Origin of the sequence: Aureimonas ureilytica, assembly GCF_001475935.1 — a bacterium.
In the GTDB taxonomy this organism is placed as follows: Bacteria; Pseudomonadota; Alphaproteobacteria; order Rhizobiales; family Rhizobiaceae; genus Aureimonas; species Aureimonas ureilytica_A.
This window is the reverse complement of the sequence record NZ_LDQA01000015.1, coordinates 48,454-71,779: the sequence shown is the minus strand read 5'-3', so window position 1 is coordinate 71,779 and position 23,326 is coordinate 48,454. Positions and strand designations below refer to the sequence as shown.

Annotated in this window: 24 protein-coding genes and 1 tRNA gene; 14 read left to right on the top strand and 11 right to left on the bottom strand. The window is 67.0% G+C overall.

The features are described 5' to 3' along the window. Nucleotides 1-70: 70 nt before the first annotated feature. The 4 genes from NS365_RS06285 to ppa all read left to right on the top strand — a co-directional run bounded on the left by NS365_RS06285 (nt 71) and on the right by ppa (nt 3,051). On the top strand, nt 71-1,111 hold the full coding sequence (locus tag NS365_RS06285; protein WP_058599422.1) for a zinc-binding alcohol dehydrogenase family protein: 1,041 nt from the start codon (nt 71-73) through the stop codon (nt 1,109-1,111). 143 nt (nt 1,112-1,254) lie between these two features. Continuing rightward, nucleotides 1,255-1,638: a PH domain-containing protein gene (locus NS365_RS06280; RefSeq protein WP_058599421.1), complete on the top strand. Its 384-nt coding sequence runs from the start codon at nt 1,255-1,257 to the stop codon at nt 1,636-1,638. A gap of 169 nt (nt 1,639-1,807) precedes the next feature. Beyond that, a complete protein-coding gene (locus NS365_RS06275; RefSeq protein WP_058599420.1) occupies nt 1,808-2,314 on the top strand; it encodes a GNAT family N-acetyltransferase in 507 nt (168 codons plus the stop codon). A gap of 161 nt (nt 2,315-2,475) precedes the next feature. Beyond that, nucleotides 2,476-3,051 carry an inorganic diphosphatase gene (ppa, locus tag NS365_RS06270; protein WP_058599419.1) on the top strand — a complete coding sequence of 192 codons (576 nt, stop codon included), beginning with the start codon at nt 2,476-2,478 and terminating at the stop codon, nt 3,049-3,051. Nucleotides 3,052-3,116: 65 nt separating this feature from the next. Here ppa and NS365_RS06265 read toward each other — a convergent pair whose 3' ends face one another. Both NS365_RS06265 and NS365_RS06260 read right to left on the bottom strand, forming a co-directional pair. After that, on the bottom strand, nt 3,117-3,470 hold the full coding sequence (locus NS365_RS06265; protein WP_082684466.1) for a DUF167 family protein: 354 nt from the start codon (nt 3,468-3,470) through the stop codon (nt 3,117-3,119). Beyond that, nucleotides 3,470-3,772 carry a YggT family protein gene (locus NS365_RS06260; RefSeq protein ID WP_058599418.1) on the bottom strand — a complete coding sequence of 101 codons (303 nt, stop codon included), beginning with the start codon at nt 3,770-3,772 and terminating at the stop codon, nt 3,470-3,472. Before NS365_RS06260 ends, NS365_RS06265 begins: the two co-directional genes overlap by 1 nt. A gap of 174 nt (nt 3,773-3,946) precedes the next feature. Between NS365_RS06260 and NS365_RS06255 the strand changes: the two genes are divergently transcribed. After that, nucleotides 3,947-4,022: transfer RNA gene (locus NS365_RS06255), tRNA-Ala, on the top strand. 453 nt (nt 4,023-4,475) lie between these two features. On the opposite strand, the gene NS365_RS06250 is transcribed toward NS365_RS06255, so the two are convergent. Continuing rightward, on the bottom strand, nt 4,476-6,359 hold the full coding sequence (locus NS365_RS06250) for a HAMP domain-containing methyl-accepting chemotaxis protein (protein WP_153003678.1): 1,884 nt from the start codon (nt 6,357-6,359) through the stop codon (nt 4,476-4,478). Between the two features lie 492 nt (nt 6,360-6,851). Here NS365_RS06250 and NS365_RS06245 point away from each other — a divergent pair, with 492 nt between their 5' ends. Next, nucleotides 6,852-8,129: an MFS transporter gene (locus tag NS365_RS06245; RefSeq protein ID WP_244498384.1), complete on the top strand. Its 1,278-nt coding sequence runs from the start codon at nt 6,852-6,854 to the stop codon at nt 8,127-8,129. Nucleotides 8,130-8,210: 81 nt separating this feature from the next. Here the strand turns inward: NS365_RS06245 and sthA are convergent, their stop codons facing one another. The 7 genes from sthA to hemC all read right to left on the bottom strand — a co-directional run bounded on the left by sthA (nt 8,211) and on the right by hemC (nt 16,250). Continuing rightward, complete coding sequence (gene sthA, locus NS365_RS06240) at nt 8,211-9,656, bottom strand: Si-specific NAD(P)(+) transhydrogenase (protein ID WP_058599416.1); 1,446 nt, start codon at nt 9,654-9,656, stop codon at nt 8,211-8,213. A gap of 149 nt (nt 9,657-9,805) precedes the next feature. Continuing rightward, a complete protein-coding gene (locus NS365_RS06235; protein WP_058599415.1) occupies nt 9,806-10,609 on the bottom strand; it encodes a glutamine amidotransferase in 804 nt (267 codons plus the stop codon). Then, on the bottom strand, nt 10,602-11,105 hold the full coding sequence (locus tag NS365_RS06230) for a TerB family tellurite resistance protein (RefSeq protein WP_306302745.1): 504 nt from the start codon (nt 11,103-11,105) through the stop codon (nt 10,602-10,604). Before NS365_RS06230 ends, NS365_RS06235 begins: the two co-directional genes overlap by 8 nt. Before the next feature lie 177 nt (nt 11,106-11,282). Beyond that, the gene (locus NS365_RS06225) at nt 11,283-12,770 is read right to left on the bottom strand and encodes a heme biosynthesis protein HemY (protein ID WP_244498383.1); all 1,488 of its coding nucleotides are present in this window, start codon (nt 12,768-12,770) and stop codon (nt 11,283-11,285) included. Nucleotide 12,771: 1 nt separating this feature from the next. After that, nucleotides 12,772-14,448: a hypothetical protein gene (locus NS365_RS24445; protein WP_058599413.1), complete on the bottom strand. Its 1,677-nt coding sequence runs from the start codon at nt 14,446-14,448 to the stop codon at nt 12,772-12,774. Between the two features lie 141 nt (nt 14,449-14,589). After that, entirely contained in the window at nt 14,590-15,252 is a 663-nt protein-coding gene (locus NS365_RS06215) for a uroporphyrinogen-III synthase (RefSeq protein WP_275477549.1), read from the bottom strand. A 68-nt stretch (nt 15,253-15,320) separates the two neighbouring features. Next, on the bottom strand, nt 15,321-16,250 hold the full coding sequence (gene hemC, locus NS365_RS06210) for a hydroxymethylbilane synthase (protein ID WP_058599411.1): 930 nt from the start codon (nt 16,248-16,250) through the stop codon (nt 15,321-15,323). A 269-nt stretch (nt 16,251-16,519) separates the two neighbouring features. Between hemC and tsaD the strand changes: the two genes are divergently transcribed. The 6 genes from tsaD to NS365_RS06180 all read left to right on the top strand — a co-directional run bounded on the left by tsaD (nt 16,520) and on the right by NS365_RS06180 (nt 20,696). Then, nucleotides 16,520-17,635 (top strand): tRNA (adenosine(37)-N6)-threonylcarbamoyltransferase complex transferase subunit TsaD, encoded by a 1,116-nt coding sequence (gene tsaD, locus NS365_RS06205; RefSeq protein ID WP_244498382.1) that lies wholly within the window; start codon nt 16,520-16,522, stop codon nt 17,633-17,635. After that, a complete protein-coding gene (locus tag NS365_RS06200; protein ID WP_058599410.1) occupies nt 17,632-18,609 on the top strand; it encodes an NAD(P)H-dependent glycerol-3-phosphate dehydrogenase in 978 nt (325 codons plus the stop codon). The genes tsaD and NS365_RS06200 overlap by 4 nt, the downstream gene beginning before the upstream one ends. 99 nt (nt 18,610-18,708) lie before the next feature. After that, nucleotides 18,709-18,999 carry a YciI-like protein gene (locus NS365_RS06195; protein ID WP_058599409.1) on the top strand — a complete coding sequence of 97 codons (291 nt, stop codon included), beginning with the start codon at nt 18,709-18,711 and terminating at the stop codon, nt 18,997-18,999. A gap of 3 nt (nt 19,000-19,002) precedes the next feature. Further along, complete coding sequence (locus tag NS365_RS06190; RefSeq protein ID WP_058599408.1) at nt 19,003-19,437, top strand: EVE domain-containing protein; 435 nt, start codon at nt 19,003-19,005, stop codon at nt 19,435-19,437. Nucleotides 19,438-19,529: 92 nt separating this feature from the next. Further along, the gene (locus tag NS365_RS06185; RefSeq protein ID WP_058599407.1) at nt 19,530-19,751 is read left to right on the top strand and encodes a DUF3072 domain-containing protein; all 222 of its coding nucleotides are present in this window, start codon (nt 19,530-19,532) and stop codon (nt 19,749-19,751) included. 285 nt (nt 19,752-20,036) lie between these two features. Next, nucleotides 20,037-20,696 (top strand): class I SAM-dependent methyltransferase, encoded by a 660-nt coding sequence (locus NS365_RS06180; RefSeq protein WP_058599406.1) that lies wholly within the window; start codon nt 20,037-20,039, stop codon nt 20,694-20,696. A gap of 118 nt (nt 20,697-20,814) precedes the next feature. Here the strand turns inward: NS365_RS06180 and infC are convergent, their stop codons facing one another. Further along, on the bottom strand, nt 20,815-21,354 hold the full coding sequence (gene infC / locus NS365_RS06175; protein WP_082684463.1) for a translation initiation factor IF-3: 540 nt from the start codon (nt 21,352-21,354) through the stop codon (nt 20,815-20,817). Nucleotides 21,355-21,642: 288 nt separating this feature from the next. On the opposite strand from infC, the gene NS365_RS06170 reads away from it, so the two are divergent. After that, the gene (locus NS365_RS06170; RefSeq protein ID WP_244498381.1) at nt 21,643-22,425 is read left to right on the top strand and encodes an alpha/beta hydrolase; all 783 of its coding nucleotides are present in this window, start codon (nt 21,643-21,645) and stop codon (nt 22,423-22,425) included. Between the two features lie 337 nt (nt 22,426-22,762). Beyond that, entirely contained in the window at nt 22,763-23,320 is a 558-nt protein-coding gene (locus tag NS365_RS06165) for a transglutaminase-like cysteine peptidase (protein ID WP_244493374.1), read from the top strand. Nucleotides 23,321-23,326 lie beyond the last annotated feature (6 nt).

Genomic DNA, 23,326 nt, shown 5'->3' with positions numbered 1-23,326 from the left:
CCACCTCGCCCCGCGATAGCTCGAAGTGGAACGAGAGACAGGACGCGTCGAGGCTGAAGGACAGGACAACATGCGGGCAGTCGGATATGAAACCTCGCCTCCCGACAAGGCCGTCGAGCATCTGAGCGATCTCGATCTGCCGCGCCCGCTTCCCACGGGCCGCGATCTCCTGGTGCGCGTGGAAGCGGTCTCGATCAATCCGGTGGACACCAAGCAGCGCGGACCGCTGGACGATCCCGGTCGATTCCCGCGCGTTCTGGGCTTCGACGCCAGCGGCGTGGTGGAAGCGGCGGGTGACGACGCGACCCTGTTTCGGCCGGGCGACGCTGTCTTCTATGCCGGCGCGGTGGATCGGCAGGGCTCCAATGCCGAGTTCCAGCTGGTGGACGAGCGCATCGTGGCGCGCAAGCCCGATCGCCTGGATTTCGCGGACGCCGCGGCGCTGCCGCTGACCGCCATCACGGCTTGGGAAACCCTGTTCGACCGGTTCCGCATTCAACCCGACGAGACCGAACGCGGCACGCTTCTGGTGATCGGGGCTGCCGGCGGGGTCGGCTCCATCGCCACGCAGCTGGCGCGCCAGTTGACGGCGCTCACCGTGATCGGCACGGCCTCGCGCGAGGAGACCCGCACCTTCGCCCTGGAGCATGGCTGCCACCATGTGATCGATCATTCGCGGCCCATGGCCCCGCAGATCGCCGAACTTGGCCTCGGGCCGGTGGACTATGTTTTCGCCCTGAGCCAGACCCCTGCACATATGAATGACATCGGAGCGCTGATCCGCCCGTTCGGCGAACTCTGCGTGATCGACAGCGCCGCGCTGGACCTCGCGCCGATCCGCTTCAAATCCGTTTCGCTGCATTTCGAGTACATGTTCACGCGGCCTCTCTTCCAGACCGCCGACATGATCGAGCAGCACCGCCTCCTGTCGGAGATTTCGCGATTGGTCGATGCCGGACGGCTTCGCTCGACCCGCACGCGCACGCTTTCCCCCATCTCGGCCGCGACGATCCGCGAGGGCCACAGGCTCAGCGAAACCGGCACGATGCTCGGCAAGGTCGTCGTCGCCGGCTGGCCGGAGCGGGAGGACAAGGACGCCAGCAGCGCTTGATCGCCGGGCGCGCCGACCTGGCCACCCGCACGGTTTCGTGACCGGGAAACGTCGCGGATCGGCTCGCGCTCGACGTCCGGTGCTCCCATCTCCTTCGCGACCGCCCGGCGGAGCGGATGGAATTTCCAACGGAGACCAGAACCATGGGCTTTCTCAACGGGCTTCTCGGCCTTGCCAGCGATCTCGATGTCGGCAGCCTGTCGAGGGAACTGGAGCCGGTTCTCCTGCCCAACGAGGGGATCGAGATCGCCTTTCAGCTGATGCGGGACCAGCTCGTCTTCACCGACCGGCGCGTCATCCTGATCGACAAGCAGGGCATGACCGGGCGCAAGCGGCAATATCATTCGATCCCCTATCGCGCCGTCACCATGTTCTCTGTGGAAACCGCCGGCTCGTTCGACACGGATGCCGAATTGCGCATCTGGGTGTCGGGCCAGCCCCAGCCCTTCACGCAGAACCTGTCGCGCGGGGCCAACATTGCCGGCATTCAGAAGGCGCTGGCGGGCGGCGTGCTCGGGCGCGGCTGAGGGTCTGGCGAAGCGCGAAGCAGACGAGGCATTTTCGCGCGCGTCAAGCCGTTGCCGAGCCGGCGCCGAGGGGGTACGACCCTTCCCGATGAACCATGCTCTTGCCGAATCGCCGCGTGATTTTTTATCCCGCGCAGGATCGGAAATCGCCCATCATGGTTAATGCCAGATGAAGACGATCGCCGCAGAGATCCGATTGGCCGAGGCCCGCGACGCGGCGGGTCTTTCCCGTACACACGAAGCGTCTTGGCGCGGCACCTATGCCGGGCTGATCCCCCACAAGGCTTTGTCGCGCATGATCGAGCGCCGCAATCCAGCCTGGTGGGAGAGCGCGATCCACAATCAGGCGACCATTCTCGTCCTGCAATATGGTGGCGAAATGGGCGGCTATGCGACGCTTGGGCGAAACCGCACGCGCGCGCTGGGTGTGGAGGGCGAAGTCTACGAGCTGTATCTCCGGCCCGAGTTCCAGGGCATCGGATATGGGCGGCGGCTCTTCTCGGCCGCGCGTATGTTGCTCCGCTCGCGCGGCCTGACAGGAACCGCCGTCTGGGCGCTTGAGGACAATGACGGCGCGGTTCGCTTCTACGAGGCGGAAGGGGGTCTCGACGTCGCCTCGGGCACTGAAACCTTCGAGGACGTGACCCTGCGCAAACTGGCCTTTACCTTCGCCTGAGGCAGGTTTCCGATCGGGGTTCGAGAAGGCGAGGTCGGCGTCGCCTTCGTTTGAGACTGGCCCGCGACGATCTTAACCGTCCAGCAAGGAAATCAGGGCCTCCAATTGCCTCGGGGCCGGCGAGCGGTTAGACACGCGCGACGCTTTCGAGGAGTTTTCCCATGCGCATCGACGCCATCGCCCGGGGCACGAACCCGCCCGAGGACATCAACGTCATCATCGAGGTGCCGGTCGGCGGCCACCCGATCAAGTACGAGATGGACAAGGAGTCCGGCGCTCTCTTCGTCGATCGCTTCCTGTACACGCCGATGACCTATCCCGGGAACTACGGCTTCGTTCCCCACACGCTGTCGGACGATGGCGATCCGATCGACGTTCTCGTCTGCTCGACGCGCCCGCTCTTCCCGAGCTGCGTGATCAACTGCCGCCCGATCGGTGTCCTCAAGATGGAGGACAACAAGGGTCTGGACGAGAAGGTCATCGCCGTTCCCTCGCCGGCACTGACGCAGCGCTACGTGAAGGTCGAGGAATATACCGACCTGCCGGAAATCACGCTCAAGCAGATCGAGCACTTCTTCGAGCACTACAAGGATCTGGAGCCCGGCAAGTGGGTGAAGATCGGCGGCTGGGGCGATGCGGCCGAAGCGCGCAAGCTCATTTCCGAAGCTGTGACGCGCTACGACGAAGCGTCCGAAAAGGAAAAGAACAAGACGCCGGTCGGCCAGGAAAACGCCTGATCGCGTGCTCCCATTGGGGCTAACAAATTGAGAAGGCGCGGGGCTCCGATCGAGCCTCGCGCCTTTTACGTTCCGACATTGTGGAAGCACCGAAGCCGGTCTCGTACGTCCGAACGGCGGACCTCAGGCGCTCGGGAGGAGTGGGTGAGCGGATGCGCGCGCAGCGCCTCGTTCAGCCTCGCCTCGTCGCCCTCGAAGCGCAACCGCTTTTCCCGCCCCTTGGAGCCCGAGGCGATCGAGAGGCTGGATTTCGGAACACCGAGACCGTCCGCGATCACACGGATCAGGGCCTCGTTGGCGAGACCCTTTTCCGGCACGGCCCGCACCCGCGCCTCGATGCGCCACCCCTCGGGAGACGCCTCGATCCGGTCGATCCGATCGCTCGACGCGCGCGGCGTCAGGCGCACGGACAGAAGCATCAGATGCCCGCGCGGTAGATCGCCGGCACGATGTAGAGATAGATCAGCTGCTGCAGGAAGAAGATCGCAATCAGCACCACGAGCGGCGACAGGTCGAGTCCGCCGAGATTGGGCAGCATATTGCGGATCGGCCGATAGAGCGGCTCCGTCATGCGATTGAGCGTATCGGTGACCGTGCGCACGAAATTGTTGCGATAGTCGAGAATGTTGAAGGCCAGCAGCCAGGACAGGATGGCCGAGACGATAATGATCCACCAGAGGATGTTGAGGATCAGAAGAACGACCTGAACGACGGCAAGCATGGGGAGCCTCTGGCTGATGAACCTTGTGTGCTATCGCACAATCGGTCAGGGAAATGGGGATTTTCCTAACGCAGCCCATCCCCATGCCGCCAATTTGAAGGCCGTGGGCCGAATCAGATGCGGCCGCTTGACAGTCACCCCCTCCCCGATCTAAATCCGCTCTCACCGGTGGACGGGGCTGTAGCTCAGTTGGGAGAGCGCGTCGTTCGCAATGACGAGGTCAGCGGTTCGATCCCGCTCAGCTCCACCATTTCACCGGCTTTCCAGTCAGATTTGAAGTGAAGCGAGCGAAGCAGACCTGCGCGCCGAGCGTGGCCGGGTTGCGGTCGTGCGGCGGGCGCGGGAATTGGCCTTCAGGCTCCGCTTCCCCGGTTTGCTCGGCGCCTTCCTCCCGCGCCAGGACGCTTGATGACCGCTTGCGCGTTTGGCCTGCGATCATCCACCGCGCGTATAGGTCTGCTGGCAACACGACGGGTAGAGCCAGCAAGCGCCTTTCCGATGCCGCGAGGCTTCCGATGCAGTGGGTGCCGGCGGCAAGGCCCAGGATTGGCAACGAAGCGATGGCGAAAAGCCGCCGGCCCGCCCCAACCCCCTCTCCAGCCAACAAGTCTCCAGAGAGACCCTCAACGCAGACAAAGCCCTCCGAAACGATACAGGCCGGACTGTTGCGCGCCCGGCCTGTCCTGATAGGGCTTTGCGCGCCTTAGCGGCTCATGCGCTCGAACCCGTCTCCGCCGTCGAGATCCAGCGAGAAGCCGCTGCTGCTCGCCGGCTTGGCCGCCGCAAAGCCCGCCGCCTGCGCTTGAAGCGAATGGACGGGATTGGCGGCCGGGCCGCTTTCGAAAAGATCGTCTTCGACCGATGCCAGCTTCACCGGGGCCTTGGCGGGGCGCTGTGGCTTGGGCGCGGCGGCGGAGGCCGATGCGGCGGGCTTTGCGGCAGGCGAAGCCGTCGCCTTGGTCACCGTCTTGACCGGGGATGCCGGCTTGCGCGCGGTCTTGCGCGCTTCGGTCTCGCGGTTGGTCGCTTCGATCTCCAGCGCTTCGGCTTGGATCAGCGCGTCGCGCTCGGCATCCGTCATGCGGAAGTAGCCCGCGCGCTCTTCGAGGCGGCCTGCTTCCGAGGCCAGCTGCTCGGCCGTCGCCGTCATCTCGTTGGCCGCGCCGGCATTGGCCTGCGTGACCTGATCCAACTGCCCGATCGCCTGATTGATCTGCTCGATGCCGATCGACTGTTCGCGGCAGGCCGCTGAAATCTCGGAAACCAGCTCCGCCGTCTTTTTAATGTCCGGCACCAGCTTTTCCAGACGCGAGCCGGCATCCTCGGCGACGATCAGCGTGCGCGAGGAAAGATCGCCGATCTCGGTCGCCGCCGCCTGGCTTCGCTCGGCGAGCTTGCGCACTTCCGAGGCGACGACCGCGAAGCCCTTGCCGTGCTGTCCGGCGCGGGCCGCCTCGATGGCGGCGTTCAACGCGAGCAGGTCCGTCTGACGGGCGATCTCCTGCACCACGGCGATCTTCTCGGCGATCTCACGCATGGCCTGCGTGGACTGGGCTACCGCATCGCCTGTGGTGCCGGCATGTTCGGCGGCCTGCGCTGCGATCTTCTCGGTGGTGGACGCGTTGTCGGCGTTCTGGCGGATATTGGCGGTCATCTCCTCGATCGCCGCCGAGGCCTGCTCGGAGGCTGCGGCCTGTTCGGTCGAGCCCGACGACAGCTTCTCGGCGGTGGACGCGGAGCGGGCGGAGCCGGCCGCAACCAAGGACGAGGATGCGCGCACGCCCGAGACGATCTCGGAGAGCTTGACCGTCATGTCGCTCATGGCGCGCTGAAGGTCGGCCAGTTCGTCGCGGCCCTTCACCTCGATGCGCTGCGTCAGGTCGCCCGAGCCGATGCGCCGCGCCAGTTCAACCGCGCGCGACAGACCGCGCGAGATCGACAGGCCGAGCCAGGCCGCCAAAACCAGACCGATCACGACGGCGCCGCCGACCAGAGCCGACAATTGCACGAAGGTCTGGTGGTCGGCCGCGTTGATTTCCGCCGTCAAGGCGTCCATGCGCTTCTTTTCGCGCGACAGCTGCGTCTTCACCTGGCTGATCATGGCGACCATGGTCGGCTGCATTCCGCCGCCCAGGATCGAACGCGCGCTCTCCAAAGCCTCGGCTCGCCGGGTCGGATCGCTCGCGGGGGTCGTCAGCAAGTCCGAAGCTTGCTTGGTCATCCGCAGATAGGTCTCGATACCACCCTTCAGCGTATCAACGGACGCTCGCTCGGTTTTGGGAGCCTGTTCGCGATATTCCGCGAGTGTGGCGAACGCGCTGTCGGCTCGATCCTGAATGGCCTTTTGCGTGTCGCCGAACGTGCTGCCGTCTACCGAAGGCAAAGTGTTGACCAAGCGCCCGATGTCGGAAACGGACGTGCGAACCGAGAGCAGCCGCTCGTTCTGCGCAATGGGCCCGGTTCGCAGAGCCTCCATCCGGTCCTGCGAGGCTTTCAGGTTATAGGCCCCGATCCCGCCCAGAAACAGGCTGAGACACACCATGACGGCAAAGCCACCGGCCAATTTGGTACGGATCGATAGTTTCACGGACCCCTCCTAAACTTCTGATGGGAGTAGAAGCCGAGAAGACTGCCAATCCGTGAAGCCGGCGCGAACACCTCGAATCGCAGTGAATCGTTTCTTGCGGTAGTCCGACGCGGCATAGCGACGCATCAATGCATCTTCTCGCGCAGCACGTGTGGTTCACTCCCGGAAGCGAATGAAGCCGGAGGACGGGATTCGTTCAAAACCCAGCATCCGATCCGACGCGATTGCCTCACAAAGACTTGACGCCGGACCTCCGGTTATGAATCTCTGCCGCGACCGCGCGATCTGATCCGGACACGTGGCCACGCCTGCGTTTGCAGTGAAGTTTCGGCCGTCCCCGGCTGGAGCTCCGGGCGACGCTGGCGATTCGCATGTCCCCAGTTCCCTCGAAAGGCGGCCCCTTCCCCACCTCCCGCTTTGCCGAAGGCTCGGGCCCCATAAGGGTAGGCGCCAAAGGCCGGGCGACAGGCGCGCAAGACGGCCGGACCCATCATGCCGAGCGACGACGCACCTCTCTCCTCTCCCTCCGGCGACGCGCCGGTCCATACGCCGGTGGACGATCGCTTCGCCGCCTTCCGCAACAAGCGCTTTCTTCGCTACTGGCTGGCCCGCTTCTTCGCCGCCTTCGCTGTGCAAATCGTCTCGGTCTCCGTGACGTGGCAGATCTATGCCCTGACGCGCGACCCGTTCGATCTCGGCCTGATCGGCCTGTGCCAGTTCCTGCCGGCCTTAGCGCTCGTGCTGGTGACGGGCCCGGTGGCCGATCGCTATTCGCGGCGCTGGATCATGGGCCTCTCGACCCTGGTGGAGGGTATCGGCGCGGCGCTGCTTCTGGCGCTGACCTGGATGGATCTCGTATCGCCCGTGCCGGTCTTCGTCATTCTGATCGGCTTCGGCATCGCGCGCGCCTTTTTCGGGCCGGCAGCCTCCTCGCTCGTGGTCAATCTCGTGACCAAGGACGAACTGGCTAACGCGGTCGCCTGGAACTCCTCCTCCTGGCAGGTCGCCTCGATCGTCGGGCCCGTGGCGGGCGGCCTGCTCTACGGCCTGTCGCCCCATATCGCCTATGGAACGGCGCTCGCGCTTTTCCTGGTGGGCTCGGGTCTCGTCCTGTCCATCTCCGCGCCGGCGCAGCATTCCTCGGGCGAGCCCGCGAGCTTTCAAACGGTCGTCGCGGGCTTCCGCTTCATCTTCCGCGAAAAGGTGGTGCTGGGCGCGATCTCGCTCGATCTCTTCGCCGTGCTGCTGGGTGGAGCCGTCGCGCTCATGCCCGTCTTCGCGCATGACGTTCTGGGCGTCGGCCCCTGGGGCGCGGGGCTTTTGCGGTCCGCGCCCGGCGTCGGCGCGATTCTGACCGCCGCCTGGCTCGCCGCCCATCCCGTGCGGGACCGCGCGGGCCATATCATGTTCGTCTTTGTCGCCCTGTTCGGCGTGTTCACGGCGCTGTTCGGCCTGTCCACGACGCCTTGGCTGTCGATCCCCGCGCTCGCCCTCATGGGTGCGGCCGACATGATCTCGGTCTATATCCGCGAAACCCTGCTCCAGCTCTGGACGCCGGACGAGGTGCGCGGGCGCGTCAACGCGGTAAACGGCATTTTCGTCGGCGCGTCCAACGAGCTGGGCGAGTTTCGCGCCGGCCTGATGGCCGCATGGCTCGGCGCGGTCCCAGCCGTGGTGATCGGCGGGATCGCGACCGTGGCGGTCGCCGCCATCTGGTCGGCCGCCTTCCCGCAGCTGCGGCAGGCCCGCAGCCTCGCCGCACGCGAATAGACCTCGTTCAAAACCGTAATGGAAAAAGGCCGGGGCGATCGCCGCCCCGGCCTTTTTCATGAGCTGAATGATGACGGCCTGTCAGTGGACGAGTTCGTCCTCCGCCGAGATCGGCGCGACGGGAGGCTCGGCGGAATGCGCGAAGGCGCGGTTCCAGGCATCGAGCGAGGCGATCTTGTAGGCCTCGGCGAGCGTCGGATAATTGAACGTATTGTCCATGAAATAGTCGATCGTGCCCTTCAGGTTGAGAACGGCCTGACCGATATGGATCAGCTCGGTCGCGCCCTCGCCCACGATATGGACGCCCAGGAGACGGCGGGTCTTCTTGGAGAAGATCATCTTCATCATGCCCCGGTCGAGGCCCATGATGTGGCCGCGCGAGGTCTCGCGGAAACGCGCGATGCCGCATTCATAGGGAATGCCGCGCTTGCGCACGTCCTCTTCGCTCATGCCGACGGTGGAAATCTCCGGCACGGAATAGATGCCATAGGGAAAGAATTCGGGCGGCGGAGGCGGCTGAAGACCGAAGGCGTGGCAGGCGGCGAGGCGGCCCTGCTCCATCGAGGTGGAAGCGAGCGAAGGAAAGCCGATCACGTCGCCCGCCGCGTAGATATGCGGAACGCTGGTCTGAAGCGTCTTCTCGTTGACGCTGATACGCCCGCGCCGATCCACCTCCAGCCCGGCGGCTTCGAGGTTGAGGCTGTCGGTCGCGCCCATGCGCCCGGCGGCGAAGAGCAGCATGTCGCTGGTCACGTCGCGGCCCGTGGCGATGCGGCAGACCGTGCGGCCATTGGCGTCGAACTCGATCTTGGTGACTTCCGCCCCCAAGCGCAGCGACAGGTTCCGGTCGCGCAGATCGTGGACGAAATCCTCCATCAGCTCCTTGTCCACGAAATCGAGGAAGCTGGCACGCGGCTCGACCAGCGTCACCTGCACCTCGAGCGCGGAGAAGATCGTGGCGTATTCGACGCCGATGACGCCCGCACCGATCACCGTCATGGAGCGCGGCAGCTTCGGCACGGAGACGATCTCGTCGGAATCGAAGACATTGGTGCCGTTGAACGGCACGTAGTCCGGGCGGAACGGCTTGGTGCCGACCGCGATCAGGATGAAATGGCCGGTGACGACGCGCTCGTCCTCGCCCTCGTTGCGCACGACGATTTCGTGCGGCGAGCGGAAGGAGGCCTCGCCGCGCATGACCTTGACGCCGTTGCGCGCGAACTGGTGGTCGAGCACGTCCACCTCGTGCTCCAGCGTCTTGCTCATGCGCGCCTGGATGTCGGCGGCCGAGATGTCCTGTTTCACGCGGTAGGCTCGGCCATAGAAGCCGCGTTCGCGCCAACCCGACAGGTTCAGGACGGTCTCGCGCATGGTCTTGGAGGGGATCGTGCCCGTGTGGACGGACACGCCGCCGACGCGGCGATTGCGCTCCACGACGAGAACGGAGCGGCCGAGCTTGGCGGCCTGTACGGCAGCCCGGCGGCCGGAGGGCCCGCTTCCGATGACGATGAGATCATAAGTCGACATGCGGCCTCGCGTGGTGCTCGGGAGACGGAAAGGGGTGAGCGCCCCGCCGTCCTACGTCTGTTCGTGCTCCAGACTTACACCCGCGTCTGCAAAGCCCGAGTAAACTTGGCGCTCTTTGCGATGCGCTTTGTTGCGGTGCAAAGCGCGCTTCACATCTGCGGCGGCGCGGCCAGCGTGCTGCCGCTGGCGCTGCGCCCGAAGATGACGGCCAGGAACTGCTCCAGCCAGCGCTTCACCGGCGCATCGTGAATGGCGCGGCCGTGAAAATGCTCGCGGCGCGGCTGTGCGCCCGGCAGCGACAAGCGCGCATGGCCGTGAGTCGTCCAGCGATGCAGCATGGCGAGCGTCAGCTCGGCATGGAACTGCACGCCGTAGGCATGATCACCGTAGCGCATGGCCTGGTTGGGGAAATCCTCGCCTTCCGCCAGCCGCGTCGCGCCATGTGGCAAGCCGAAGCCCTCGCCATGCCACTGATAGACCATGGACGGCCAGCCCGGCATCAGGGCACGCCCGGCCGCCGTCGCCTCGATCGGGTAATAGCCGATCTCCACCAGACCGTCAGGGTGCGGGCCGACGGGCGCGCCGAGATGTTTCGCCAGCATCTGCGCGCCGAGGCAGATACCGAGAAAAGGGCGATTCTCCTTCAGCGGAATTTCCATCCAGTCGATCTCATGGCGCAGGTGCGCGTCGGGATCGTTGGCGCTTGGCGGCCCGCCGAAGACGATGGCGCCGCGATGCCCCTCCAGCGTGCCGGGCAGCTTTTCGCCCAGCACCGGGCGGCGGATATCGAGCCGGACGCCCGCCGCTTCCAGCACCTGGCCGACGCGCCCCGGCGTCGAGGTCTCCTGATGCAGAACCACCAGAACCGGCCGGATTTCATGCGGATCGTGCAGCGTGAAGCGCTTGGGCGCGGCCGCGCTTTCGGAGCGGGAATGGGGAAGGAGATCAGCCATGCTGGGGCGTGCGTACCTTGTTCTGCGCCTCGCGCTTGGCCAGCATTCGGTCCCGGCTGGAAACGCCCAGAAGCTCGGCCACGCGCCAGACCACGTTATCCTCCAACTCGTGAACATCTCCGTCCGCGAAGACGATCTCCCATAGACGTTCCACGAATTGCAGACGCTCCTCGGCGCTCCAATGGCGCAGAAGAACATGTGTGAAGCGGAAGAGATCGACCGCCTCGGCATCGGCCTCGCGCCCGGCGCGTCGGACCTCTTCGGCCCGCCAGGGGGCAAGCCCGTAATCATGGATCAGGACATCGCGCAGCGCGTCGGTTTCGCTCCGGGTGAGCGTGCCGTCCGCCTCCGCCACATGGAACAGGAGCGCCGAGGCGGCGATCAGCGGATCGTCCTCGCCGCCGAGACGCCCGGTCGGCTCGCCCGACAGGTTGCGCAGGAAGTCCTTGAAGGCGTCGAACATGGGCGGCGTCCGGTCTGGGTCGTCGGGTGGCATGGGTCGGGTCGTCGATGCGGCTTAGGACCGCGCTTCGAAAACGGTCGAGAGCGGCCCAGAGTTCAATCTGTTTCGCTGCGGCGCCAGTCCTTTAGAAACAAAAAGGCCCGGAGCGCTGGGCTCCGAGCCTTTTTGTTGTTCAGCGTGGCGCGTTAGCGTCGCTTCCCATGACCGGCGTCAGGCCGGCGTGCGCTCCAGCGAGGACTCGCTCTTGCCTTCGGTCTCGTGGTGAGCCGCGGCCGCTTCGTTCAAAGCGGCGGCTTCCGCTTCGTCCGCCGGCAAGCGCGCGTCGATGAAGACGCGGCGGTTGGGGTCGGTGTTGGGAACATGCTGCATTCCGCGCATCATGCGCCCGACGCGGGCGACCAGAGCCGGATCGCTGTCCTGCGGCACCGTCCATTCATAGGCGTCGAGACGGCCCGTGGTCGGCGAGACCGGACGCCAGCCCTCGGCCGGCGCGCCGTCCACCGTCCAGGACGGGTCCTTGGGCGCGTGAAGCGCGCGGCTCATCCACTGGCGCACCAGCGCGTCATTGCCGGTTTCGGCGTCCTCGATATCGGCCAGAAGCAGATAGGCCGATTCGCGCGGCGCCTGCTCGGTCGCCGCCATGGCTTCGACGCGGGCCGTGCCGAACTCGCGCGCGTCAAGCGCGGCGCGGGCGAGTGCCATGCGCGATTCGATATGGCCGGGCTGGAGGCTGGCGAGATGGCGCGCGCGCTTGAAGCGCTCGGCCACGCCGTCGCCCGGCCAGAGATGGATGTAGAGCGCGGCGAGCTCGGGATGCGGATTGGCCTTCCAGCCCGCTTCCAGCGCCTTCTGAGCCGCGCGATACTCGTTGAGCCGGATCATGGACCGCGCGGCGATGACGCCGGCGGGCACCAGATCGGGAGCGAGCTTCTGCGCTTCGCGCGCGGCGTTCCTGGCGCCGGCCGGATCGCTGTCGGCGAGTTCCTGCGCCTTACCGGTCAGGAGCACGGCGCGCAGGCGGCGGCTTTCCGCCTTGTCCACCAGGCGCGAGTCGCGCTGCGCCTCCAGAATGTTCAGAGCGCCGTCATAATCGCCCTGCGCGGCCTTGAGGTCGAGAACCGCGCCGCCGGCCCAGGGCACATGCGGGGCGATGCGCACCGCGCGCTCGGCATAGGAGCGCGCCGCTTCCCGGTCGCCCAGGCGCTCGGCTTCGAGATACAGACCGCGAAGGCCGACCAGCCGGGTCTCGGGATCGCCTTCCAGCGTCTCGAAAATGGAGCGCGCCTTGGCGTGGTCGCCCTCGATCAGCGCGGTCTGCGCGTCGAGGAAGCGCACCATCGGCTCGCGCCGGTTGGAAAGCTGCTTCTGCGCCTGCTTGACGAGGCGGCGCGCCATGACGGCATCGCCCGCGCCGGCGGCAATCATGCCGGCCGAAAGCGCGCGATAGCCCTTGTCGCGGCGGCGCGTCGAGAAGAAGCGCGACACGCGGTCGGGCGCCTTAAAGAAGCCGCGCACCAGCCAGAACAGAAGCACGGCCGCGACCACGAGCGCGATCTGAAGGATCACGAAGACGGTGAAGCTCGTGCCCACCTCCTGGCCTTGCCAGAGGATGGAGACGGAGCCCGGATGATCGGCCAGCCAGGCAAAGCCAAGGCCGCCCGCGAGCACGACGAGGAAAAAAGCGAGAATACGCAGCATGTCAGCCCTGCGACGCGGAAGCGCCGACGGCGCTGTTGATGGTCTGGCGAATGAGGTCGTCCGCGCTGGCGCGGGCGCGAACCTTGTCGGCGAAGCCTTGCGAGACGGACTTGGCGGCCTCGGGCAGCTTGTCCCACTCGGTCAGCCAGCCGGCGAAGTCGCCGCGCTGGAGCGCCTCGTCCATGCGCGCGACGGCCGCTTCCGGCCCCGGAGCCTCGGCCGTCACGTTGGAGCCGGCGGGGCGAACGGTGACGAGCGAGCGCAGGCTGTCGAGCACCTGCGTCTTCACGTTGGCCGTGTTGTCGACCGGGCGCAGCGCGGTCAGGATCTGCGCTTCCGCGTCGCGCCACTGGGTGTCCAGCGCGGCGGTGGTAGGAACGCCGGAGGCCGCGAAATTGCGCAGCGAGGCGACGGACTCGCCCGTGTTGCCGCTCGCCTTGGCGAAGCTTTCCAGCTCCTGCATGAAGGGGCGACCGCTGTCGATCGCGCCTTTCAGCCCGGCCGCCGAAAGAGCGATGGCGGCGCGGCGGTTGGCTTCCTCGATCGATTGGACGCGGGTGCCGATCTGGTTGACCGTTTCGCGCGTCTCATTGGCGGCGGTCTGGGCGTTCTGGGCCGCCTGCTGCGCGTTCTGCGCGGCGGTCTGGGCCGCCGTGGCGGCGGTTTCGGCGCGGGTGGCGATGCCTTGCGCGTCGGTCGCGGCGGCTTCCGCCTTGGTGGCCGTGTCGCGCGCGCTCGTGGCCGCGTCATTGGCCTCCTTGGCGGCGGCGGCGGAATCGCCGTTGGTCTGCGCATAGCGCTCGTTGGCCGTCACTCGGTCCGAGAGCTGGGTGAACTCGGTGCGCGAGACATTGCCCGAGCCCGCGCCGCCGGCCGCCTGGGCCGACTGAAGCTGCTCGACCGTGCCGCGCAGATTGCCGATATCGCCGGTCAGTTTCTGCACTTCGCCGGCCGTGGCGAATTGCTGGGTCGGGACGGCCGCCTGTTGCGCCGCCGGCGGGCGAACCGCGCCGGAATAAAGAAGCGCCGCACCGCCGCCGAGCGCGATCACCGCGCCCAGCAGACCCGCGCCCAGAAGCGGGCCGAAGCCGGGGCCGCCATGCGAAGCGCCGGCCGCCGCGTGATAGGGGCTGGAGGTCAGCGGGTCGGGGCCGGCCGGCTCGGAATGCGCGCCGGGCAGAACCGTCTCGTCGTCCTCGAATTCGCCCAGATCGCGCCGCTTGGCCGCGACGCCATCCTCGCGCAGGGGATCGACCGACTTGTCGCCCTCGGGCGAAAGCGGGTCGGCCGCGCCGGGCGAAAGAAGTCCGGCCTCGCTCGCAGCGCCGGACTCGGCGGGCGTGGTCGTGGCGGGCGCGGAGGCGACAAGAGCCGGGTTCTCCAGCGCGTCGGCCGAGGCGCTGCCGCTGGCGATCTCGTTCTTGCGCTCGCGCGCCGCCGCGTCCTCCGCCGTGGCGGAGAGGAGCGCATCCTCGTGGCGCTCTTCCGGCGTCATGGCCTCGTCGCGGGGCCTCGTCGTGTCGTTCATCGAAAGCGTCTCGTCCTGTTGGGCCGCTGCGGCCGGGCCCGTCTCAATATCACTTTCGGCGCCCTCGGGCTTGGCGACGCGCTCGGCTCCGAGGTCGATCGTGGTTTCCGGTCGTGCGCCTGGCTTCGACCGGCGCGGACGATTGGCCATCCGAGAACTCCTTCATGTCGCATCCCATGGGCGGCTGGCTGGCGAACCGGCCGGCGCGAGCCGAATTCCCTTCGGCCGATGTATCGGACGAGTCAACGTCTCGATCTAGCGTGCGCTCCGCAAGCTGCAACGAAAAGATGCTCAATCGCGCCCTTCGCTCCAGTTTTTGATCGCGTCCACCAGCGAGACGAAGCGCGGAGCTTCGGCCACCACCGCATTCTTTCCAAACTGGGGCGAAAGTTCCAGTGCGATCGCGTCCGAAAGGCAGAAGAGTGCGACATCTTCCCCTAGGACATGACCCGCGTGCTCCGCGAAGCGCTCGAACGCCCGCGCCTGCCCGCGCGAGAGGAGGATCGCGCCCTGCGCCGGGCCTCCCGCGCGAGCCTGTTCCAGCTCCGCCTCGCTCGGCATCGCAGGCACCGTGTCATAGACTTCCACCACCCGAAGCGGCAGGCCGGCTTCCGCAAAACCCGCTTCCAGATCGGGCAGGCGCACCCGCCCGGCAGCATAGAGAAAGGTCTCGCCCGCCCGCGTCGGCAGCATGTCGGCGAGGCTCACGAGATCCGCCGCCCGGCCCGGCCCCGCCCGCACATCGGCAAAGCCGGCCGCGCGCAGGGCCTCGGCCGTCATCTCCCCCACAGCCAGAACCGGCAGGTCGCGTCCAGGATAATGACGCGCGAGCCAGGGCACGGCATGGCGGCTGGTGACAACCAAGCCGGCAAGCGGGATTTCGGGCGGCGCGGGGTCGAGCGGCGCAATCATGCTCAGCGGCAGGAGAACGGGTTCGAAGCCGGCCTCACGCAGAAGCGCGGCCGAGCGCTCGCCATCCTCGCGCTCGCGCAGGACGAGAAGACGAAGGGGTGGCCGCGCGCTCAGCGCCGCCAGCCCTCGAAGAACTCCGCGCCCGCTTCCGCCACTAGCCGCAGCGCGGCATCCTCGGCCATGCGCAGTGCGTCGGCCCGGCTGCCTTCGACATGCGTCTCGTGCATCCGCGCGCCGTCCGGCGTCAGGATCATGCCGTGAAAGCGGAACTGGTCGCCCTTCAGCGTGCCATGGGCGGCGATGGGCGTGCGGCAGGAGCCGTCGAGAACCGCCAGAAAGGCGCGCTCGGCCGCCAGGACGCCGTGCGTGTCGGCATGATCGACGGCCGCGACGAGCGGGGCGATGCGCCCGTCCCCGTCCCGGATCTGGATGCAGATGGCCCCCTGCCCCGGCGCGGGCGGAAAGCTCGCGCTGTCCAGAATCTCGCTCGCCACCTCGGCGTCACCCAGGCGCTTCAGCCCGGCCAGCGCCAGAAGCGTGCCTTCCACCTCGCCCGCGGCGAGCTTGGCGAGGCGCGTCTGCACATTGCCACGAAAGATCACGAGTTCGAGATCGGGCCGGATGCGCCGCAGAAGGGCCTGCCGGCGTAGCGAAGCCGAGCCGACGCGCGCGCCGTGCGGCAGGTCGGCGATGCGCGAGACCGAGCGGCCGATGAAGACGTCGCGCACATCCTCGCGCGGGAGATAGGCGGCGAGCGCCAGCCCGTCGGGCACACGGGTCGCCATGTCCTTGGAGGAGTGGACGGCGAGATCAACCCGCCCATCCAGAAGCGCTTCCTCGATTTCCTTGGTGAAGAGCCCCTTGCCGCCCGCCTCCGATAGCGCCCGGTCCTGAATCCTGTCGCCCGAAGTGGACAGGACGGTGATCGCGAAATCCTCCTCGCGCAGGCCATGCGCGGCCATCAGGCGAGCCCGCACCTCTTCGGCCTGCGCCAGCGCGAGGCGGCTGCCGCGCGTGCCGATGCGGATGGGCTGGGTCATGGGTCTGCCTTCCTTGCCTCAGGCTCCGGGCCAAGGGAGCTTGAAGGGATCGCTGATCTGGAACCCTTCGAAACAGGGTCTTGCGCGTGTTCTGATCGCCTCCCGGCCTGTTTGCAAGTTCGCCGGGCTGGGGGGCCGCGCGGTTTTTCGGCGAAGGGCGGACGCGTGTGGGATCGGCCATCGGCCTCGGGCGCGCGTCCGCGCTGGCGAAACCGCGTGCGAGACGTTATCTCGCGAGGCAAGACCTCAGCAAAAGAGCGGCTCGTCCCTTGCCTAGCGCCAACATCACCGCCCGATCCGTCCGTCCGCTCGTTCTCGGCATCGAGACGAGTTGCGACGAAACGGCGGCGAGCGTCGTCGGGCGCGGCGCGGACGGGCGGCCCGTGGTCCTGTCCAATGTCGTGCTCAGCCAGATCGAGGAGCACGCGGCCTTTGGCGGCGTCGTGCCGGAAATCGCCGCGCGCGCCCATGCCGAAAGCATCGGCCCCATCGTCGAGGCGGGGCTGGCGGAAGCCGGCGTCACGCTGGACGAGATCGACGCCGTGGCCGCGACCAGCGGGCCGGGCCTCGTCGGCGGGCTCATCGTCGGCGCGCTGGTTGGCAAGGCCATCGCCGCCTCGCGCCAGCTGCCGTTTCTGGCCGTCAACCATCTGGAGGGCCACGCGCTGACCCCGAGGCTGACGGATGCGCTCGCCTATCCCTATCTCCTGCTGCTCGTGTCGGGCGGGCACACGCAGATCCTTCTCGTCTCCGGCCTCGGCCAGTACGAGCGCTGGGGCACGACGATCGACGATGCGCTGGGCGAGGCTTTCGACAAGACCGCCAAGCTTCTGGAACTGCCCCATCCCGGCGGCCCGAGCGTCGAGCGCATGGCGCGTGAGGGCGACGCCAAGCGCTTCGACCTGCCCCGGCCGCTGCGGGGCGAGAAGCGGCTCGACTTCTCCTTCTCCGGCCTCAAGACGGCGGTGCGCCAGATCGCGCTGGCCCACGCGCCGCTCAGCGAACAGGACGTGGCCGATCTCTGCGCCGGCTTTCAGCGCGCGGCGGCCGAGAGCGTGCGGGACCGCGTGACGCTGGCGCTGGCTCGGTTTCGGGAAGCCTATCCCGGCCTCGAACACCCGGTTCTGGCGGCGGCTGGCGGGGTCGCGGCCAATGGCGAAATCCGCGCGGCGCTGCGCGAGGCGACCGAGCGCCAGGGCGTGCGCCTCGTCTCGCCGCCCTTGGCGCTCTGCACCGACAATGGCGCGATGATCGCCTATGCCGGGCTGGAGCGGCTGGAAGCGGGGCTCACCGATCCGCTTTCGGCCCCCGTGCGCCCGCGCTGGCCGCTGGACGAAACCGCCGCGCCGCTGGTCGGCTTCGGCAAGCGCGGAGCCAAGGCATGAGCGTCAGTGTGATCGGCGGCGGTGCCTGGGGCACGGCGCTCGGCGCCATGCGCGCGCGGGACGGAGAGCCCGTGCGCCTCTATGCGCGGGACGCCGAGAGCGTCGCGGCGATCCGAACGACCCGTGAGAACCCCCGCTATCTCCCCGGCATCGCGCTGCCCGCCTCGCTGGAGGCGGTGAACGACTTGGGCTTAGCGCTGGAGGGGGCCGATATCGTGCTCCTCGTCCTGCCGGCGCAGGCGCTGCGCCTCGCCTGCCGCGACCTGAAACCGCATCTGAGGCCCGGCGCGGCCCTCGTCCTCTGCTCCAAGGGGATCGAGCGCGACACCGGGCTCTTCGCCTCCGCCGTGGTGGAGGAGGAACTGCCGGGCCACCCCGTCGCGGTTCTCTCCGGCCCGAGCTTCGCCTCGGATGTCGCGGCGGGCCTTCCGACCGCCGTCACATTGGCGGCCAGCGAGGGCGCGCTCGCGGCCAGCCTCGCCCAACGCCTGTCCTCGCCCGCCTTTCGCATCTATGCGGGGGATGACATTCTGGGCGTCGAGGCCGGTGGCTCTTTGAAGAACGTTCTCGCCATCGCGGCCGGGGCCAGTGCGGGGCTGGGCCTAGGGGCTTCGGCGCTCGCCGCCCTCGTCACGCGCGGCTTCGTGGAACTGCGCCGGTTGGGCGAGGCGCTGGGTGCGCGGCCCGACACGCTGCTCGGCCTGTCCGGCCTCGGCGATCTCGTACTCACCTGTTCGGGCGCGCAGTCCCGCAACTTCGCCTATGGACTGGCGCTCGGCCGGGGCGAGGACACGCGGACCTTGAAGCTCGCCGAAGGCGTCTATTCCGCCGCCATCGCAGCTCAGCTGGCGCGCGAGCGCGGCATCGAAGCACCGATCATCGAGACGGTGGCCGCGATGCTGGACGAGGGCCTGCCGGCGGCCGACGCCATGCGCGCGCTGCTCGCCCGCCCACTCAAGCGCGAGTTCGATTGAAGCGCTGAAGAAACGCCCTCGATTGACAAAGCCCGTCGCCATCGGCCAGACGCGGGCAGCATCGCAGCCGGCTCCGGCCGGCCCATTCGGAGACGCCCCATGCTGTTTGCCCTTCTCTGCGAAGACCGCACCGACGCCGGCTCGCTGCGCGCCGAAACCCGCCCCGCGCATCTGGAGCACCTGAAGGCGCTCGGCCCCGTCCTGAAATTCGCCGGCCCCTTCCTCGGGTCCGACGAGAAGCCGAACGGCAGCCTTCTCGTGGTCGAGGCCGACAGCCTGGAGGCCGCCCGCGCGCTGGCCGATCAGGACCCCTATGCCAAAGCCGGGCTCTTCTCCTCCGTCACCGTCCGTCGCTGGAACTGGACCGTAAACAATCCCGAGCAGGCCTGACCCATGGCGTTCTGGCTGTTCAAGTCGGAGCCGTTCAAATGGTCCTTCGACGAGCAGAAGGCCTGCGGCGCGGCCGGCACGGAATGGACGGGCGTTCGCAACTATCAGGCGCGCAACTTCATGCGCTCCATGCAGATCGGCGAGCGCGGCTTCTTCTACCATTCCAACGAGGGCAAGGCCGTGGTCGGCGTGGTGGAGGTCTCGGCCCTCGCCCATCCCGATTCCACCGCCGATGACCCGCGCTGGGAATGCGTGGACATCCGCGCCGTCTGCGACATGCCGAGCCCCGTGTCGCTGGATGTCGTGAAGGCCGAGCCGCGCCTGAAGGACATGGTGCTCGCCACCAATTCGCGCCTGTCGGTGCAGCCGGTGACGGAAGCGGAGTTCCACGTCATCTGCGAAATGGGCGGGCTCGATCCGGCCAAGGCGCTCGGCTGATCGGCCGAGCCGGCTCAAAGCGTCGCAGGAGGCGGGCGGAACCTGGGGCAGGGTAGAACATTCTGGGAACAGACCCTATCAGGAGAGTTCCCATGACGTCATCTCAGCCCAAGGTCGACGCGCCGTCCAACGCCGAGAAGAACCCGGACGAATGGACCACCGGCGACGAGCCGATGACGGGCGCGCAGGCCTCCTATCTGCAGACGCTCTGCGAGGAGACGGATCAGGCGTTCAACCCCGACCTGTCGAAGGCCGACGCCTCGAAGCTGATCGACGAGCTTCAGGGCAAGAGCAAACGCCTCAAGAACGCCTGAGACAGAAAGGCCCGCTTTCTGGAGCGGGCCACCTCGTCGTAATCATGCAAAAGCCCGCCGCGATGGTCTCGCGGCGGGCTTTTGCATGTTGGTGCTTGCCTGTTGGTGCTTGCGTTCGGCTCAGAGATAGCCGAGCAACCAGATGATCAGGATGATGGGGAGCGGGATGCCGATCAACCACAACAATCCACCCTTGAGCATCGCACGAACTCCCTGCTGTCTTTTGTTGAGAGAAAAAGGCTCTGGGAGCTCGAATGGTTCCGCCCTTCGTCAGCCGGCCAAACAATGACGAGCCAGATAGCCGATCGGCGCGCCTTCATTCTCGCCAACACGTCGTGTCTGCGCCCGCCCCATGTGCCCGAGCTCGAGTTGCATCTGGCGAGCGAGGTGCATGATCTCTGGATTCGCACCGAGGAAGAACTGGAGGCCGAGGGCCTGCCGCCGCCCTTCTGGGCCTTTGCCTGGGCCGGCGGTCAGGGGCTCGCCCGCTTCGTGCTGGACCACCCCCAGCGTTTTGCCGGCCGGCGCGTGGTGGATTTCGCCACCGGCTCCGGTCTCGTCGCGATCGCCGCGATGAAGGCGGGCGCGGCTGCGGCGCTGGGGCTCGACATCGATCCGTTCGCGGTGGAGGCGGCGCGGCTCAATGCCGAGCACAATGGCGTCGCCCTCACGCTGGAGCGGCGGGACGCGATCGGCGAAGCGCTGGACACGGACATTCTTCTGGCCGGCGACGTGTTCTACGACCCGAACTTCTCGCTGACGCTGGAGCCCTGGTTCGACCGGCTGGCGGCCAGCGGCGTCGCCATCTATGTCGGCGATCCCGGTCGCTTCTATCTGCCCCATGCCCGCGTGATCGAGCAGGCGGTCTATGAGGTGCCGGTGACGCGCATTCTGGAAGATGCGGAGGTCAAGCGCACGACGGTCTGGCGCTGGCGCGCGGGCTGACCCGGCCGCAGCGGCGGGGAAACCGAACGCTCTTCGATTTCACGTGAAACAACGCACCTGAAGCCGACAACAAAAAAGGCGGCCGAAGCCGCCTTTTGTTCATGGATGACGGAGAGGCTCACCCGCGCGGGGCGAGAACCATCATCATCTGGCGGCCTTCGAGCTTGGGCTCGGCTTCCACCTTGGAGATTTCGGCCGTGTCTTCCTTGACGCGGCTCAGAAGCTGCATGCCCAGTTCCTGGTGCGCCATTTCGCGACCACGGAAGCGCAGCGTCACCTTGACCTTGTCGCCTTCCTCGAAGAAGCGGCGAACCGCCTTCATCTTGGTCTCGTAGTCGTGATCATCGATGTTCGGGCGCATCTTGATCTCTTTGACCTCGATGACCTTCTGACGACGACGCGCTTCCGCCGCCTTCTTCTGGCCTTCGTATTTCAGCTTGCCGAGGTCGACGATCTTGCAAACGGGCGGAACGGCATTCGGCACGATCTCCACGAGATCGAGGCCGGCCTCTTCGGCCAGCGCCATGGCTTCGGCCGTATTGATGACACCCCGGTTCTGCCCGTCCGCATCGATCAGCTGGATCTGGGGAACGCGGATGTCCCGGTTGGAGCGCGGACCTTCCTTCTGGGTCGGCGGCGCACGAAATGGTCTGCGAATGGTCGTTCACTCCCGCTGTTGACGACGTGGTGCGAAGTCTTGAAACAATGCCTCGCCCAAGCGGCGACCTCGCCGCGAAAGCGAAGGCTGCCCTCAAGTCGAGGTCTTGGCCTCTCATATAACACGGTGGCGACACGATTTCACCGGACCTGTCGAGTTTTTTCCATAAGTCTTCCTTAAAGCCGTCTTGACAAGCGGCGCTTTGGCTCCGGTACGCAGGGTGCTGGACCTCAAGGACGCGGGCTTCTAATGCCACTCCTGATCCCCCTCCGAACGATGGAGAGACCCGTGACATCCTCGGCCGACAGCCCCCTTTCCGTCCCCGCGCCTCAGGGTCACAGGCTCGCCGCGCTCCATGTGGCGGGCCGCGCGCCGACCGTCGTCTGGCTCGGGGGCTTTCGCTCCGACATGCGCGGCACCAAGGCCGAGCGCCTGTCGGAGCAAGCCGCACGCTCAGGCCACGCCTTCCTGCGCTTCGACTATTCCGGCCATGGCGAATCGGAGGGTCGGTTCGAGGACGGCACCATTTCCTCCTGGACCGAAGACGCACGGGCCGCGATCGAGGCGCTCGCGCCCCAAGGTCCGCTGGTTCTCGTCGGCTCCTCGATGGGCGCCTGGATCGCCCTGCGCCTTGCCATGTCCTGGGCCGACCAGCCCGGCCGCGTCGCCGGCCTCGTACTTCTGGCCCCCGCGCCGGACTTCACCTCGCGTCTCCTGGAGCCGCGTTTGACGGAGGCGCAACGCGCCGAGATGGCGCAGAACGGTTTCGTATCGGAAGCCTCGCCCTATGACCCGCGCCCCACCGTCTACACGCGCACGCTGATCGAAGACGGGCGGAACGCCAGCGTCATGACCGGCCCGATCCGCACCGGCTGCCCGGTCCACATCATCCAGGGCATGGCGGACCCCGACGTGCCGCACACCCATGCGCTGGAGCTTTTGAATTTTCTGCCGGGCGAAGGCGTGGCGCTGACGCTGGTGCCGGGTGGCGATCATCGCCTGTCGCGCGAAGAGGATCTGTCGCGCATGGAAAAGGCGGTTGCGAGCTTTCTGGAACTCGCGCAGTCTTGAGCGACGAGGCCACCGCGGCTGTTTCACGAGAATTGTGACAGTTACGCAACATTTCGACGTCACGACGTCGAACCCGGCGTAAATCAGCGAGTTTTCGCCGAGATAGACCCTTGCCCTCCCTATCGGCTGCGCCATTTTGCGCCGCCTTTTCGCCTATCTTCTCGATATAAGGGGGCCATCGCAGCTCGGCTGCCCGTCCCGTCCGGTTGACAGGCTATCGCGCCGCACACACGATGCGGTCGGACCAGGGAAACGGGCCTGTCCAAAGACGGAGATCGCGATGATTTTTCGGCGCGTATTGGGCGCAACGGCTTCGCTTTGCCTTTTTTCGGCGCTCATGCCCTTGAGCGCTCTGGCGGCGGACGCCTTCATGCCGCTCGGCGATCCGACGCTTCAGCCCTTCGGCCATCGCGACTTCTGCCTGCGTCAGCCCGGTGAGTGCGATCCGATCGCGGGACCGGCCGCCACGCCTGTGACCCTCGACCTTCAGCTGAAGCTTCTGGTGGCGCAGGTGAACACGGACGTGAACACCGAGATCGCCCCCGACTCCGATCAGAACCTCTACGGCACCGAGGAATACTGGACCTATCCGACCAAGGGTAAGGGCGACTGCGAGGACTACGCGCTGGAAAAGCGCCGCCGCCTGCACGAGGCCGGCATTCCCATGGGCGATCTTCTGATGACGGTGGTGCGCAAGCCCGATGGCACCGGTCACGCCATCCTGACGCTGCGCACGGTCTCGGGCGACTTCGTGCTCGACAATCTGGACTGGCGCGTGCGGCCTTGGACCGAGGTGTCCTACCGCTTCATCAAGCGCCAGCAGGTGGAACATCCCGGCCGCTGGGTTTCGATCGAGCGCGACGGCGAGCCTTTGGTCAGCGCCGTCGAGAAGTAAGGAGGC

Excerpts from the sequence above, each read along its gene's own strand:
- NS365_RS06285 (WP_058599422.1), top strand. The coding sequence starts at position 71 with ATGCGGGCAGTCGGATATGAAACCTCGCCTCCCGACAAGGCCGTCGAG.
- NS365_RS06280 (WP_058599421.1), top strand. The coding sequence starts at position 1,255 with ATGGGCTTTCTCAACGGGCTTCTCGGCCTTGCCAGCGATCTCGATGTC.
- NS365_RS06275 (WP_058599420.1), top strand. The coding sequence starts at position 1,808 with ATGAAGACGATCGCCGCAGAGATCCGATTGGCCGAGGCCCGCGACGCG.
- ppa (WP_058599419.1), top strand. The coding sequence starts at position 2,476 with ATGCGCATCGACGCCATCGCCCGGGGCACGAACCCGCCCGAGGACATC.
- NS365_RS06265 (WP_082684466.1), bottom strand. The coding sequence starts at position 3,470 with ATGCTTCTGTCCGTGCGCCTGACGCCGCGCGCGTCGAGCGATCGGATC.
- NS365_RS06260 (WP_058599418.1), bottom strand. The coding sequence starts at position 3,772 with ATGCTTGCCGTCGTTCAGGTCGTTCTTCTGATCCTCAACATCCTCTGG.
- NS365_RS06245 (WP_244498384.1), top strand. The coding sequence starts at position 6,852 with ATGCCGAGCGACGACGCACCTCTCTCCTCTCCCTCCGGCGACGCGCCG.
- sthA (WP_058599416.1), bottom strand. The coding sequence starts at position 9,656 with ATGTCGACTTATGATCTCATCGTCATCGGAAGCGGGCCCTCCGGCCGC.
- NS365_RS06235 (WP_058599415.1), bottom strand. The coding sequence starts at position 10,609 with ATGGCTGATCTCCTTCCCCATTCCCGCTCCGAAAGCGCGGCCGCGCCC.
- NS365_RS06230 (WP_306302745.1), bottom strand. The coding sequence starts at position 11,105 with ATGCCACCCGACGACCCAGACCGGACGCCGCCCATGTTCGACGCCTTC.
- NS365_RS06225 (WP_244498383.1), bottom strand. The coding sequence starts at position 12,770 with ATGCTGCGTATTCTCGCTTTTTTCCTCGTCGTGCTCGCGGGCGGCCTT.
- NS365_RS24445 (WP_058599413.1), bottom strand. The coding sequence starts at position 14,448 with ATGGCCAATCGTCCGCGCCGGTCGAAGCCAGGCGCACGACCGGAAACC.
- hemC (WP_058599411.1), bottom strand. The coding sequence starts at position 16,250 with ATGACCCAGCCCATCCGCATCGGCACGCGCGGCAGCCGCCTCGCGCTG.
- NS365_RS06200 (WP_058599410.1), top strand. The coding sequence starts at position 17,632 with ATGAGCGTCAGTGTGATCGGCGGCGGTGCCTGGGGCACGGCGCTCGGC.
- NS365_RS06195 (WP_058599409.1), top strand. The coding sequence starts at position 18,709 with ATGCTGTTTGCCCTTCTCTGCGAAGACCGCACCGACGCCGGCTCGCTG.
- NS365_RS06190 (WP_058599408.1), top strand. The coding sequence starts at position 19,003 with ATGGCGTTCTGGCTGTTCAAGTCGGAGCCGTTCAAATGGTCCTTCGAC.
- NS365_RS06185 (WP_058599407.1), top strand. The coding sequence starts at position 19,530 with ATGACGTCATCTCAGCCCAAGGTCGACGCGCCGTCCAACGCCGAGAAG.
- NS365_RS06180 (WP_058599406.1), top strand. The coding sequence starts at position 20,037 with ATGACGAGCCAGATAGCCGATCGGCGCGCCTTCATTCTCGCCAACACG.
- NS365_RS06165 (WP_244493374.1), top strand. The coding sequence starts at position 22,763 with ATGCCCTTGAGCGCTCTGGCGGCGGACGCCTTCATGCCGCTCGGCGAT.